Below are 13,411 nucleotides of genomic sequence, written 5' to 3' on the forward strand. Positions count from 1 at the left end.
CCCCACCCCCGTGGCCCCCGCCTCACCGCCGGTTCATCCGCCGGGGTAGGCGCACGGACGACCCGCCCGCCGCCAGCCCACGGAGACCCCGATGCCCGCAGAGGCCGACCCCACCCGCCGCACCGTCCTACGCACCACCCTCGCCGCCGCAGCCACCGGCGCCACCGCCCTCTCCCTGGCCGCCCCCACCCCCGCCGCCGCCTCCCCGTCCGCGAGCGGCCGCACCACCACCCTCCCCCTCACCGGCCATCTCCCCACCGGCTGCCCCGACTTCGTCTACCTCCCCGTCGAAGTCCCCGAGGGCGTACGGGAGATCGCCGTCACCTACGGCTACGACAAGCCCCCGGTCCCGGCCGGCACCCCCGGCAACTCCTGCGACATCGGCATCTTCGACGAGCGCGGCACCGACCTCGGCGGCGAGGGCTTCCGCGGCTGGTCCGGCGGCTTCCGCACCGAGTTCAGCCTCGCCCGCGACGCCGCCACCCCCGGCTACCTGCCCGGCCCGATCAACCCCGGCACCTGGCACCTCGTGCTCGGCCCCTACCAGGTGGCCCCGCAGGGCCTGGACTACCACGTCGAGGTCACCCTCACATTCGGCGAGCCGGGGCCGGAGTTCGTCCCGCACTACCCGGCCGAGCGTGCCCGGGGCCGCGGCCGGGCCTGGTACCGGGGCGACTGCCACCTGCACACCGTGCACTCCGACGGCCGCCGCCTCCCCGAGGAGGTCGCGGCCGGCGCCCGCGCGGCGGGCCTGGACTTCATCGTCTCCACCGACCACAACACCAGCTCCTCGCACGCCGCCTGGGGCCCGCTGGCCGGCCCCGACCTGCTGATCCTGCCCGGCGAGGAGATCACCACCCGCAACGGCCACTGGCTCGCCCTCGGCCTGGAGGCCGGCGAGTTCGTCGACTGGCGCTACCGCTCCCGCGACGAGGAGTTCCCGCGCTTCGTCCGCCAGGTCCACCGCTCCGGCGGCCTGGTGGTGCCCGCGCACCCGTACTGCCCGTACGTCGCCTGCCAGTGGAAGTTCGGCTACGAGCAGGCCGACGCCGTCGAGGTGTGGAACGGCCCCTGGACGTACGACGACGAGTCGGCCGTCGACACCTGGGACTCCCAGCTCGCCGTCGCCCTGCGCCACGGCCGCTCCTGGACGCCCGCGATGGGCAACAGCGACGCCCACAGCGTCCCGCAGGTGATCGGCTCCCCGCACAACGTCGTCCTCGCCGAGGACCTCACCCGCGACGCGGTCCTCGACGGGCTGCGCGCCGGGCGCAGCTGGCTCGCCGAGTCCTCCGCCGTGCACCTCGACCTCACCGCCACCGGCCACGGCCGCAGTGCGGGCATCGGCGAGGAGCTGACCGTCCCCGCCGACGCGCCGGTGGACGTGCGCCTCACCGTGTCCGGGGTGCCCGGCGGCACCGTCCGCCTGATCACCGACGAGGGCCAGATGCACCAGGAACCCCTGGCCGCGGACGGCTCCGGCACGGTCGTGTGGCGCACCACCGCCTCCCTCGCCGCCTACGTCCGCGCCGAGGTGCGCCACCCGAAGGCGGACGGCACACCGGGCAGGGGCAACTCCATGGGGCCCGATCTCCCCTGGGGCCCGATGGCCGCCCTGACCAACCCGATCGTGCTGAGCGCCGGGGGCCGCTGAGCCCGGGTGGGGGACGACTCGGACCACCCGAGTGGACTAAGTTGATCCCCGAACGCATCAGTCGTAGGGACGAGGCGGTCGGCTGTCCGTATCCGGACGGCCCGGCCGTCACCCCGCACCGGCTCCCCTCCCCTCCCCCGGCCCGCGAAGGGATCAGCAGCTGTGAACCGTACGACCGTAGGTGGGCCGGAACTAGGGGGCGGTCGGGGCGCGGGGGGCGTCCTGGTCCTCGTGGACCCGGCCGGCGCCGGCCACAGCAAGGTCGCCGAACTCCTCGCGGCCCGCCTGCACCCGAGCGTCCACCTCCGGACGGACGACTTCCTGCGCGTCATCCGCGACACCCCCACCCCTCTCGACGCGCAGCGCCGCACCACCACCGCCCTCGCGGCCGCCGCCCAGGCGGCCTTCGCCTACGCCACCGGCGGCTACCAGGTCGTCCTCGAGTCCCCGGCCGCCCCGCCCACCCTCGACACCTTCCGCCGCGAGAGCCGCACCACCGGCGCCGCCCTCCACTACGTCGTCCTCTCCCCCTCCTCCGACGACCCCGGGGCCACCGCCGAGCCCACCCCCGAGGCCACCGCCGACTCCATCCTCACCTCCCTCCCCCACCGCACCCACCTCCTCGGCTGGTAACTCCGCACCCCTGCCGTCACGTTCCGTGTTCGGATCGGTACACGTCTGGGTACGTACCCCGCGCGCCCGAGGGTCGGGCGCGAACCGATCACGGAGACCCAGCGGCCATGGACCACAACCACATCCCGCCCACGGTGCGGCGCACCTACGGCACGGACGACCTGTCGACCGCACCGTCGTTCGCCGGGGGATTCATCAACTTCGGCGACTGGCAGGGCATCGACCTCACCGCGCCCACCGCCGAGGACCGGGTGCGCAGCCAGGAGCAGCTCTACCGCCGGGTGCTGCGCGCCTTCCCCGAACCCGGCGAGCAGCTGCGCCTCGCGGAGGTCGGCTGCGGGCGGGGGCTCGGGGCGGCCCTGGCGCTACGGGAGTTCCGGTTCGCCTCGGTGACGGGCGTGGACATCCACCCCGACCAGATCGAACGCGCCCGCGCCGTCAACGCCCTCGCCCTGGCCACCTATCCGGACCGCCTCGCCTACACCCTCGGCTCCGCCGACGAACTGCCCTTCCCCGACGCCTCCCTGGACGGCCTCTTCTCCGTCGAGGCCGCCCAGCACTTCCGCGAACTGACGAGCTTCGCCCGCGAGTCCGCCCGCGTGCTGCGCCCCGGCGGCCGCCTGGTGGTCACCACCTTCTTCGCCGCCCCCGGCCCGGAGATCGCCGAACGCCTGAAGATCCTCCTCGCCAGCTTCGCCGACGGCCTCGACGTCCCCCACACCCTCGACGACTTCACCACCGACCTCGCCACCTCCGGCTTCGCCTCCGTCTCCGTCGACCCCATCGGCCCCGACGTCTGGCCCGGCCTCGACCGCTACCTCACCGACACCGTCCCCACCGGCCACTGGACCCGCAACTTCCTCCCCGCCTGGCGCGACGGCCTCCTCGACTACCACCTCCTCACCGCCACCCGCTGAGCGCTGAGACCTCGGGCCCGCCCGACGCCCTGCGGTCAGGACGTCGGGCGGGCGGGGGCCGGGGCGACAGTAGGGTGGTGTCGTCACACGTCAAGGCTCTTGCAGGGGTGGGATCTTCGTGCAGCACATCGGCGGCGGGCGGTACGTCCTGGAGCGCGAGGTCGCGAAGGGCGGGATGGGGAGGATCTGGGAGGCGCGGGACACGCTGCTGGGGCGGACGGTGGCGATCAAGGAGGTGTCGCTGGAGTCGGTCGCGCCCGCGCACCGGGAGGAGTTCCTGAGCCGGGCGGCCGGGGAGGGGCGGAAGGCGGCCGCGCTGGCGGACCATCCGAACGTGGTGACGGTGCACGACGTGGTCGTGGAGCACGGCATGCCGTGGACGGTCATGCAGTTCGTGCGGGGCCGGACGCTGGCGGAGGCGCTGGCGGGCGGGCCGATGGGGGTCGAGGAGGCGGCGGTGCTGGCGGCGCAGCTGCTGTCGGCGCTGGGGTTCGCGCACGGGGCCGGGATCGTGCACCGGGACGTCAAGCCGCTGAACATCATGATCAACGACGCCGACGGGCGGACGCTCCTGACCGATTTCGGGATCGCCAAGGACGTCGCCGAGACGGGCCTGACGGAGACGGGTGTGGTCATCGGTTCGGCGCCGTATCTCGCGCCGGAGCGGCGGGACGGCGTGGACACCCCGGCCGGGGACCTGTTCAGCCTGGGCGTGGCGCTGTTCGAGGCGGTGGAGGGGCACTCGCCGTTCGCCCGCCCGACGTGGACCGGGACCGTCCTGGCCGTGGCCGTGGAGCCCCTGCCGCCGATGGTGCGCGCCGGGCGGCTGGCCCCGCTGATCTCCGCGCTGACGGAGAAGGACCCGGCGGCCCGCCCGACGGCGGCGCAGGCCCTGGAGATGCTGGGCGTGCGGACGGAGTCGACGGCCGCGCGGGCACCGAGGCCCCAGGACGCGCCGCCGCCGTACTCGGCGACGGTGTTCGAGCAGGCCCCCTCGCGCTGGCTGAGCACGGGCATGGTGCTGCTGGCCCACGAGCGCGTCTCCGCCCTCGCGTTCAGCCCGGACGGCCGCACGCTCGCCACCGCCGGCGGCTCCCGGGCGCCGGCCGTCCACCTGTGGGACGTCGCCTCCGGCGAGCAGGTCGCGCGCTGGGGGGAGCCCCGGACGGCGGCGCGCACCACGGTCAGCCACCTCGCGTACAGCGCCGACGGCCGCGCCCTGTCCCTGGTGGAGGGGGTGCCGGTGACGAACTACGTGCCCCTGCACGTCGACGCCGTGCGGTGGGACACCGCCACCGGGCGGGTGAGCGCCGGCCACCGGTTCAGGACCGACATCGTCACGGGCGCCGTCGCCCACAGCCCGGACGGGACGGTGCTGGCGAGCGTCGGCCGGGACAAGGACCTGCGCCTGTGGGAGTCCGCCACCGGCGGGCTGGTCGGCGCGGTCAAACTGCGGGGCCTGTGCGCGGCGTTCAGCCCGGACGGGCGGCTGCTGGCGGTCGGCGGCGGCAAGCCGGGGCCGCGTTCGCGCGGCACGTGCTCGGTCACGCTCGTCGACGTGGGCAGCCGCGCCGTGCTCGGCGTGCTGCGCACGGACGCGATGACCGCGGCCCACTCGGTGGCCTTCAGCCCCGACGGCCGTACGGTGATCGCCGGCGGCATCCCGGCCGGGGGCTGGTCACCGGCCGGGGTCACCCTGTGGGACGTCGCGACCGGCCAGGTGACCGGCGGCGTGGGCACGGCCGTCGTCCCGGCCGCGCCGAGGTTGGGCCTGAGCGCGGACGGCGGGACGGGCGCCGCGTACGGGGGCGGCGAGAGCGTCCACGTGTGGGACGTCGCCTCCGGCCGGGCCGTCGCGACCCTGGGGGTTCCCGAGACGGAGAACCGGATGCCGCCCTACCTCAAGTACTTCAACCTCAGGTACCTCAGCCTGGAGGCCCCTCAGCCCCTCGTCCTCGACCTCGCCGTCAGCCCGGACGGCTCGCTCGTGGCCGCCGCCTGCCGGGGCGGCGTGGTGCGGCTGTGGAGGACCGGCCCGGCCGACGCCTGATCCGCCGGTCCCGGAAGGGGCGGCGGCGGGGGCCGTAGCGCCTCATGGCACCATGGCGACCGCACGTTGACGAAGTGTCCGTGCGCGATCGACCGACACCTGGGGGCCCGCTTGTCCATCGTTCGAACCACCGCAGGGAAACCGCTCGCGGCCGGCGCCGCCGTCCTGGTCGCCGCCGCCGTGCTGGCCGGATGCTCCTCCTCCCCGGGGCCCGCGGGCGCGCCTGCGAACGCCGTCGCCTCCTCGAGCCCGGCCGCGGCGGGCGGTTCCGGTCTGGGGCACGACACTCCGGCGTCCACGCCGCCGCTCGGTGGCCTCGGTTCCACCGACAGCACGCCCGGCGGCAAGCCCAGCGGCCCGCCCGTCGCCATCGGCGCGCACCTGCGCGACCTCCTCCCGACCGCCGCCGTGCTGCCCGCCGGCTGGACGATCGACGGGGACGGCGGCGAGTCGGACACCGGCACCGACATCAACGACACCGACGAAGCGCTCCTACCGAAGGAGCCGTGCACCCAGATGCGGGTGGCCGGGGCGACGCTCACCGGGGACTTCCAAGCCTCGGCGGCGATGAACAAGGTCACCAACGGCAAGAACGACGTGGAGGTCCGGCTGTCCGCCTACCACCAGGGCGACGCCGCCAAGGTCCTGGAGGAGGTCCGGGCGTACGCGGCGCGCTGCAAGACGTACACCGGCAAGGACTGGGACAACAAGCCGGTGCCGGAGACGGTCACCGTGCAGGCGGTGCCGGGGCTCGGCGACGAGGCCATCGACCTGAAGCGGGTGCCGACCGGGCCCTACGCGACCGACGAGATGATCACGGTCCGGGTCGGCGACCGGCTGCTGAGCCTGTCGGGGGACAACATCGTCGACCAGGAGCACATGCCGCGCCTCCTGGAGCTGGCGACGCTGCTCGCCAAGACCGCCGGCAACTAGGGCCTGTCCGGCGGATCTTGCCGGACAGGCCCTGGCACGCCCCGCGCGGGAGCCCGCCCGGGCTCCCGCGCTCAGGGGCCCGCGTCAGCAGGCCACCGGCTGCGCGGCCCCCGCAGGGCGGGCCGGGGCCTCCAGGGCGTCGAGGCGGCGCAGGCTGGCCCGGCGCTGGAGGGCGCCGAGGCCCGTGGTGGCGGCGCCGAGGGCGAGCCAGCCGAGGGGGCCGGCGGCCATCACCGCGCCGGTGAGCAGCAGCGGTCCGGCCGCCCGCTGCACCGACTGGGCCATCCCGGCCACGCCCAGGTAGGAGGCGCCCGCCCCGGCGGGAGCGAGGCTGACGGCCAGCTCCCAGGAGGTCACCGAGCGCAGCAGTTCGGCGAAGGTGACCAGCATGGCGGCGGCCAGCAGGGCCAGGGAGGCCGTCCAGGCCCCGCCTCCGGCGGACAGGGCGATCAGCGCGCAGGCGGCGAGCACCGTGAGCCCGTACCAGCGCACCGCCCTGGTGGCGCCGCGGGCGCCCTGGGCCCAGGCGGAGACGCGCAGTTGGAGGGCGACGACGAGCACGGTGTTGAGCACCAGGAAGACGGGGACGACGGCGCTGGGGGCCGAGGTGTGGTGGACGAGCCAGACCGGCAGGCCGACGTTGAGGATCGAGTCGTCCAGGCTGAGCGGCATGTCCATCAGGACGAAGAGCAGGTAGCCCTTGTCCCGCCAGGGGCCGCGCGGTGCGTGAGCAGCCTCGGGGGCCTCCGCCGAAGGAGCGGGGGCCGTGAGCAGCCCCCGCCCGGCGGGCTCCCGGGTGCGGCGCACCAGTTCGGCGGCGAGGACGTAGGAGAGCGCGTTGCCGAGGATCAGCACCTGGTACGCGGTGGTGGTCCCGAAGGCGAGGCCGAGGGCGGCGATCCCGGCCCCGACGGCGTACCCGGCGTTGGCGATGCTGCGGAACAGGGCCTGGAAGGTGCCGCGCTGCTCGCCCGCGACGCGGCTGGCGAAGAGCATCTCGAGGGTCTTGGCGGAGCGTTCGGCCAGGCAGGTCACGGCGACGACCAGCAGCAGGGCGAGGAAGTCGTGGACGATGAGCATCAGGCCCATGGTGCCCAGGCGCAGCAGGTGGCTGGCGATCAGCAGGCCCCGGACGGGGAAGCGTTCGGCGGCCCGCCCGGCGAGGGGCGATCCGGCGATCCCGGCGACGGCCGCGACGCCGAGCATGAGGCCGAGCTGCCGCTCGTCGAGGCCGCAGACGAAGGTGAAGTAGAGCACCGAGGCGGCCGCCCACACGCCGGTGCCGGTACGGTCGATGCCCTGCGCCAGCAGCATGATGCGCGCGTCGCGTCCGCCCGGTGGCCGGCGCAGCTGTGCGATCAGTCCGTTGTCCCGCATGTCGGCTCCCCCTGGTGCCTCTGCCTTCCGATTTAATCTCGACGTCAAGATACTTGAGGGCGAGAGATTCCGAAACCCCCCATTTCCGCAGGCCGGACGGGGTCGACCCCTGGTGACACTCCCCCACGGCCGACGCCCCAAGGCGCACCCTCGACGCCCCGGGCACCGTGCGCAAGACTGCTGCCCAGCAGCATCCGCGCTCCCACGCACCAGCACGACGCACCGATCCGCCACCGCCGACAACCCCAACCCCCATTGGAGAGCCACCCGGTGACGAACCGCCAACTGCTGGAGATCCCCTTCACATCCGGCCGCTCAGGCGTCGGACCGGCCACCTGGGGCCAACGCGCCTTCTGGGACACCATCCGCGCCCTCGCCCCGGCCGACAGACCGCGCTACAACGTCGCCGGGGGCGCCCCGATCGACCCCGGCCTCCCCCTGCCCGTCCTCGTCGACGCGCTGGCCCAGCTCCTCCGCCTGCACGACTCCCTGCGCACCCGGCTGTTCCCCGGCAAGGACGGGCAGCTGCTCCAAACCGTCGACGCCGAAGGGACGTTGACCCTGGAGGTGCACTCCTGCCCGGACACCGACGGCCTGCCCGAGGCCGGCGCCCGCCTGCACCGGGAGCTCTCCGCGCGCACCTTCGACACCGCCATGGAGTGGCCGCTGCACGTCGCCGTCATCGAGGCGGACGGACTGGTCCGCTACGCCACCCTGGCCCTGCCCCACACCGCCGTGGACGGCGCGGGGATGAACCGCCTGGTCGCCGACCTCGCCGCGCTCTGCCTCGGCAGCACCCCCGCCGAACTGGCCGAACTGCGCGTCCCCGCCCGGCAGCCGCTGGAGGAGGCCGAGTTCCAGCGCTCGCCCCGGGGAGCGCGACGGGACTCCGCCGGCCGCCGGGAGTTCCTGCGCAAGCTGCGCAGCGGCCCCGCCCGCCAGTTCCCGAGGCCCGCCGGGCCACCCGACCCCGGGCCCGCCGACCCCAAGACCGCCCACCCCGAGGCCGCCGACCCCGCCGCCCGGTTCCCCAACGCGGTACTGCGCTCCCCCGCCCTGGCGATCGCCGTCGAGCAGGTCGCCGCCGGCCACCGGGCGAGCACCTCCTCGGTGCTGCTGGCGGCCGTCGCCGCGATGACGGCCCGGATGTCCGGCTCGAACGACGCGCTGATCGACGTCGTGGTCAGCAACCGCTTCCTGCCCGAGCTGGCCAACTCGGTCAGCGCGGTCGCCGGCGAGGTACTGCTCCATCTCCCGGACGCGGACGGGGAGTTCGGCGCACTGGTGCGCCGCACCCACGCCGCCGCGCTCGGCGGCTACCTGAACTCGTACTACGACAGGACCGCACTGGACGCCCAGATCGCGGAGCTGACCGCCGAGGGCGTGCCGCTGGCCGACCGCTCCTGCGTCTTCAACGACGTCCGCGAGGTGGTCCCCCCGGGCACCGACGCCCCCGGGGAGCCGGGCGCGACCACCCTCACCTGGCCGGTGGACTTCGAGCCGCGCCCCGGGCTGACGTACGCGCTGGACGCGGTGCAGTCGGGCGAGGCGCTGAGCCTGGCCATGACGGCCGATCCGGCCGTGCTGCCCCGCCCGGAGATGGAGCGCTTCCTGTACGGGGTCGAGGAGACGGTCCTGAGCGAGGCCCGCGCGCTCGGCCAGGTGCCCACTGCCTGAGCCCCGGAGCGAGCGAGGGGCGGCCCGGGCCATCGCCCGGGCCGCCCCTCTGCCCGCGAGCAGTACCCGTCAGTGCCCCGCAGTGTGCCCCGCGGCGTGCTCCGCCGTGCTCTCCTGGATCTTCTTCCAGGACTTCGGCTCCACCGGCGCCGCGTCCGTCCCCTGCGCGGACGGCGAGGCCGCCGCCAGGGAGGCGGCAGCACCGGGGGCCACCGGACCGACGGCCGGCTTGGACGGGGTGAACAGCCAGGTGGTGAAGAGGTCGCCGAGCTTCTTGCCCGACACCTTCTCCGCGTACGCCTGGAACTCCGGGATGGTGGCGTTGCCGTAGCGGTGCTCGGTCGGCCAGCCCTTGAGGATCGCGAAGAAGTCCTCGTCCCCGACGGCGTTGCGCAGCGCCTGGATGGCCACCGCGCCCCGGTCGTAGACGGCGCCCGCGAACTGGTTGTCCGGGCCCGGGTCGCCCGGCTTGACCGTCCAGAACGGGTCCTCGGCCGGGTGCGAGGCGTACACGTAGTCGGCGAGCTGCTGGGCGGTGCCCTCGTTCTCGTGCTCGGACCAGAGGTACTGCGCGTAGCGGGCGAAGCCCTCGTTGAGCCAGATGTCGCTCCAGCGCGAGAGCGAGACGCTGTCCCCGAACCACTGGTGGGCCAGCTCGTGCGCCACCACCGAGGTGTTGGCGCCCCGGGAGAACTGCTTGGGGCTGTAGAAGACCCGGGTCTGGCTCTCCAGCGCGTAGCCGGTCGTCACGTTGGGCACGTAGCCGCCGACCGAGCTGAACGGGTAGTCGCCGAAGTAGCCGCTGAGGAAGTCCACCACTTCGCCGGTGCGCTCGACGCTGGCGCGGGCGGCGTCGGCGTTCTCGCCGAGGTCCTTGCTGTACGCGGTGTAGACGGGCAGGCCGCTGGGGGTGGTGTCCTGGGCGATGTCGAACTTGCCGACGGCGAGGGTGGCCAGGTACGTCGCCTGCGGCTTGTTCTCGCGCCAGGTGTAGCGCGTCCAGCCGGCCGTGGAACTGGTGCCGGTCAGCACGCCGTTGCTGATCACCTGGTTGCCGTCCGGCACGAGCACCGAGACGTCGTAGGTGGCCTTGTTGCCCGGGTGGTCGTTGCTCGGGAACCACCACCAGGCGCCCTCGGGCTCGCCGGCGGCGACCCCGCCGTCGGGGGTGCGCAGCCAGGCGGTGAAGCCGTACTTCTTGACGGTGGACGGCACGCCCTTGTAGCGGACCACCACGGTGGCCTGGGCGCCCTTGGGCAGCGGCCGGGCCGGGGTGATCTCGAGCTCCTGCTCGCCGCTGGTGGCGAAGGTGGCGGGGCGGCCGTTGACGCGGACCTCGGAGACGTTCAGCGCGAAGTCGAGGTTGAAGCGGGAGAGGTCCTGGGTGGCCGTGGCCAGAATGGTGGTGGTGCCCTCGAGCTCGTCGGTGGCGGGCTGGTACTTGAGCCGGATGTCGTAGTGGGAGACGCGGTAGCCGCCGTTCCCGTAGGTCGGGTAGTACGGGTCGCCGATCCCGGCGGCGCCGGGTTGGAAGTCCGCGGCCGAGGCCGGGACGGCGAGCAGCAGGCTCAGGGCACTGGCGGCGGCGGAGACGATCAGCCTCTTGCGCAACGTGGGTCCTCCAGGATCACCGGAACGTCGGGGTTGGATCGATGTTGGATCGATCCATGTCCCGGTGGGACCCAAGCCACTCTCAAATTATGAGCTGTTCATGATAAGAAACAGGCCGAAATGACCGCGCTACACGCGCCCCTCGCTCAGGCGCCCCTCACGCCCCCAGCGCGACCGGTGCCCGCACCAGGGAGCCGTACTCCGTCCAGGAGCCGTCGTAGTTCTTGACGTGCGGGTAGCCGAGCAGCTCCGTCAGCGCGAACCAGGTGTGCGCCGAGCGCTCGCCGATCCGGCAGTACGCGATCACCTCGCGCTCCGGCTCCACGCCCTTGCCGCCGTACAGCGCCCGCAGCTCCTCCGCCGAACGGAACGAGCCGTCGTCCCGGGCCGCCTGCGACCAGGGCACGTTCACGGCGCCGGGGATGTGCCCGGGCACCTGGGCCTGCTCCTGCGGCAGGTGCGCCGGGGCGATCAGCTCGCCCCGGAACTCGGCCGGGGAGCGGACGTCCACCAGCACCGCGTCCGCCCCGGGCTTGGCGAAGACCTCCGCCTTGGCCAGCACTTCGTCACGCAGAGCGCGCAACTGCGGGCGCTCGGGGCCGGTCAGCCGGTAGGAGGTGTGCTGGTAGTCCATCACCTCGGCGGTGAGCTCACGCCCCTCCAGCTCCCACTTCTTGCGCCCGCCGTCCAGCAGCCGCACCGGGCCGAAGCCGCGCAGCCGCAGCAGCCAGAAGGCGTACGCGGCGAACCAGTTGCTGTTGCCCCCGTACAGGACGACGGTGGTGTCCTCCTCCACCCCGGCCGCCCGCAGCAGGTGCTGGACGGCCGCGCGGTCCGCGTAGTCGCGGCCGACGCTGCTGTGCAGGTCGGTCGTCCAGTTCCAGCCGACGGCGCCGGGGATGTGGGCCCGGTCGTAGGCGGCGGTGTCCTCGTCGACCTCGACGATCCGCACCGTCCCGTCGTCCAGGTGGCGCGCGAGCCGCTCGGTGCTCACCAGCGACTCGGGGTGCGCGTACTCCTTGCCGGTCATTCCCGGCCTCCTTCGGCGCTGCCAGGGCGTCCGATCACAGGCACGGGGAAGCACCGGCGACCGGGCCGGACATTTCGAACGTACGCCGGACGTCCGGCCCGGGCCACCCGGTCCGGGCGCCTTCCTCGATGCCGTCAGCGCCTTGAACAGCTCGCCGGAAGAGATGAGACCGGAAGAGATGAGAGGAGATGAACGGCAGCCCGGCGGCACGGGCCGTCCCACGTGCTCGCAGAGCATCGTCGAAGACCACCCGGGCACACCCGAACACTCCTGCCGGCGCGGAACGCCGACGGCTGTTCAGGCACAGGCGGAACCTGTACCGGAGCTGCACAGTGATCATCCCCGCGCTTCCCGGGAAGGCGGCAGCCGGGCTCAGGAGAAGATGACCGAGCGCAGCTTGAGCCGGTCACCGAGCCTCTTGCCGGGGTTCATCACGTAGTAGGTGTCGCCGTTGCAGCCGAAGTCCAGGAACACCGTCGCCGTGGAGGTGGTGAAGTTGTCCGGCGCGAAGGCCGGGGCCGCCTCGGTGGCACCGAAGAGGTCGATGCACTTCCCGCTCTCCGGATCCGCGATCCCGGCCGGGACTCCGGGGCCGACCTTGTAGAGGAAGTCGCCGGTGGCCGCGTTGGCCGACAGCGGGGCGGACAGGACGAGGGCGGCGGCGCTGGCGACGGCGAGCGCGGCGTTGCGGAGACGCATGTTTGAGGGCCTTTCAGGTGGTACGCGCAGGTACCCGATGAATTGGTGCGAGATCACCCTAGAGGCCCAAAAACCGCAGAAACGGTTCTCCCAATCCACTCGTTCGAGTGGTTTAGACATCAAGACCGATACCCGGCCGCCTCGGGCAGCGGCGGGACCGGGGCCCTCAGTTCGGCGGGGCGGTGAAGAAGTACCCGGAGTCGATCAGCGTCGGCAGATACGTCTTCAGCGCCGCCACCGTCTGCGAGCGGTCCCCGCCGCCGTCGTGGTTGAGCACGATCGCCCCCGGCCGCACGTCCTTCAGGATGCGGTCGGTGATCGCCGAGGTGCCGGGCCGCGCCCAGTCCCGGGGGTCCACCGACCAGCCCATGTTCCGCATGCCGAGGTCGGCGGCCACCTTGAGCGAGACCGGGGACCAGTCGCCGCCGGGCGCCCGGAACCAGGTGGGCAGCCGGCCGGTGGTGCGGTGCAGCAGGTCCGAGGTGCGCTCCAGTTCCTCGCGCACCTTGGCCTCCGACAGGTGGCGCAGGTCCGGGTGGGTCCAGGTGTGGTTGGCGATGTGGTGGCCCCGGTCGGCGATCTCCCGCACCAGGGCCGGGTGCTCGGTGGCGTTCTCGCCGATCAGGAAGAAGGTGGCCCGGATGCCGTACTGCTGGAGCAGCGCCAGCACGGTCGGCGTGTACCGGGGGTCGGGTCCGTCGTCGATGGTGAGGGCGACCACCCGCTGGGCCGCGTCCAGCTCGTACACGGGCTTGCTCTCCCGCTCGGTGAGCACCCGGTGGACGGGCTCCCCGGTGGCCGCGCCGGGGGCGGGCACGGACGGGGACGGC

At 73.7% G+C, this 13,411-nt stretch carries 12 protein-coding genes; 6 read left to right on the plus strand and 6 right to left on the minus strand.

The window, feature by feature from the left end; genetic code table 11:
• Window positions 1-91 precede the first annotated feature (91 nt).
• From IH61_RS0138550 to IH61_RS0138570, 5 genes are all read left to right on the plus strand, one after another.
• On the plus strand, window positions 92-1,654 hold the full coding sequence (locus tag IH61_RS0138550) for a CehA/McbA family metallohydrolase (RefSeq protein WP_031078827.1): 1,563 nt from the start codon (window positions 92-94) through the stop codon (window positions 1,652-1,654).
• 231 nt (window positions 1,655-1,885) lie between these two features.
• The gene (locus IH61_RS0138555) at window positions 1,886-2,287 is read left to right on the plus strand and encodes a hypothetical protein (RefSeq protein ID WP_051838723.1); all 402 of its coding nucleotides are present in this window, start codon (window positions 1,886-1,888) and stop codon (window positions 2,285-2,287) included.
• A gap of 107 nt (window positions 2,288-2,394) precedes the next feature.
• Entirely contained in the window at window positions 2,395-3,204 is an 810-nt protein-coding gene (locus IH61_RS0138560) for a class I SAM-dependent methyltransferase (protein WP_031078829.1), read from the plus strand.
• A 118-nt stretch (window positions 3,205-3,322) separates the two neighbouring features.
• On the plus strand, window positions 3,323-5,254 hold the full coding sequence (locus IH61_RS49840; RefSeq protein ID WP_051838724.1) for a WD40 repeat domain-containing serine/threonine protein kinase: 1,932 nt from the start codon (window positions 3,323-3,325) through the stop codon (window positions 5,252-5,254).
• Window positions 5,255-5,365: 111 nt separating this feature from the next.
• On the plus strand, window positions 5,366-6,187 hold the full coding sequence (locus tag IH61_RS0138570) for a hypothetical protein (RefSeq protein WP_031078831.1): 822 nt from the start codon (window positions 5,366-5,368) through the stop codon (window positions 6,185-6,187).
• Between the two features lie 84 nt (window positions 6,188-6,271).
• On the opposite strand, the gene IH61_RS0138575 is transcribed toward IH61_RS0138570, so the two are convergent.
• Window positions 6,272-7,564, minus strand: coding sequence for an MFS transporter (locus IH61_RS0138575; RefSeq protein WP_158845820.1), 1,293 nt, complete (start codon window positions 7,562-7,564; stop codon window positions 6,272-6,274).
• Between the two features lie 270 nt (window positions 7,565-7,834).
• Here IH61_RS0138575 and IH61_RS0138580 point away from each other — a divergent pair, with 270 nt between their 5' ends.
• On the plus strand, window positions 7,835-9,241 hold the full coding sequence (locus IH61_RS0138580; RefSeq protein ID WP_051838725.1) for a condensation domain-containing protein: 1,407 nt from the start codon (window positions 7,835-7,837) through the stop codon (window positions 9,239-9,241).
• Between the two features lie 69 nt (window positions 9,242-9,310).
• Here IH61_RS0138580 and IH61_RS0138585 read toward each other — a convergent pair whose 3' ends face one another.
• The 5 genes from IH61_RS0138585 to IH61_RS0138600 all read right to left on the minus strand — a co-directional run.
• Window positions 9,311-10,852, minus strand: coding sequence for a M1 family metallopeptidase (locus tag IH61_RS0138585; RefSeq protein ID WP_031078841.1), 1,542 nt, complete (start codon window positions 10,850-10,852; stop codon window positions 9,311-9,313).
• A 157-nt stretch (window positions 10,853-11,009) separates the two neighbouring features.
• The gene (locus tag IH61_RS0138590; RefSeq protein ID WP_031078843.1) at window positions 11,010-11,882 is read right to left on the minus strand and encodes a sulfurtransferase; all 873 of its coding nucleotides are present in this window, start codon (window positions 11,880-11,882) and stop codon (window positions 11,010-11,012) included.
• A gap of 34 nt (window positions 11,883-11,916) precedes the next feature.
• A complete protein-coding gene (locus IH61_RS49360) occupies window positions 11,917-12,222 on the minus strand; it encodes a helix-turn-helix domain-containing protein (RefSeq protein ID WP_078911722.1) in 306 nt (101 codons plus the stop codon).
• 32 nt (window positions 12,223-12,254) lie between these two features.
• Entirely contained in the window at window positions 12,255-12,581 is a 327-nt protein-coding gene (locus IH61_RS0138595; RefSeq protein WP_031078844.1) for a hypothetical protein, read from the minus strand.
• Window positions 12,582-12,747: 166 nt separating this feature from the next.
• Window positions 12,748-13,411: polysaccharide deacetylase family protein (locus IH61_RS0138600; RefSeq protein ID WP_158845838.1), on the minus strand; the 664-nt coding region annotated here is incomplete at its 5' end.

The sequence above is a fragment of the Streptomyces sp. NRRL WC-3742 genome (assembly GCF_000720635.1).
Lineage (GTDB): Bacteria > Actinomycetota > Actinomycetes > Streptomycetales > Streptomycetaceae > Kitasatospora.

Coding starts and splice junctions, on each gene's coding strand:
- IH61_RS0138550 (WP_031078827.1), top strand. CDS start 92: ATGCCCGCAGAGGCCGACCCCACCCGCCGCACCGTCCTACGCACCACC.
- IH61_RS0138560 (WP_031078829.1), top strand. CDS start 2,395: ATGGACCACAACCACATCCCGCCCACGGTGCGGCGCACCTACGGCACG.
- IH61_RS0138575 (WP_158845820.1), bottom strand. CDS start 7,564: ATGCGGGACAACGGACTGATCGCACAGCTGCGCCGGCCACCGGGCGGA.
- IH61_RS0138590 (WP_031078843.1), bottom strand. CDS start 11,882: ATGACCGGCAAGGAGTACGCGCACCCCGAGTCGCTGGTGAGCACCGAG.
- IH61_RS49360 (WP_078911722.1), bottom strand. CDS start 12,222: ATGATCACTGTGCAGCTCCGGTACAGGTTCCGCCTGTGCCTGAACAGC.
- IH61_RS0138595 (WP_031078844.1), bottom strand. CDS start 12,581: ATGCGTCTCCGCAACGCCGCGCTCGCCGTCGCCAGCGCCGCCGCCCTC.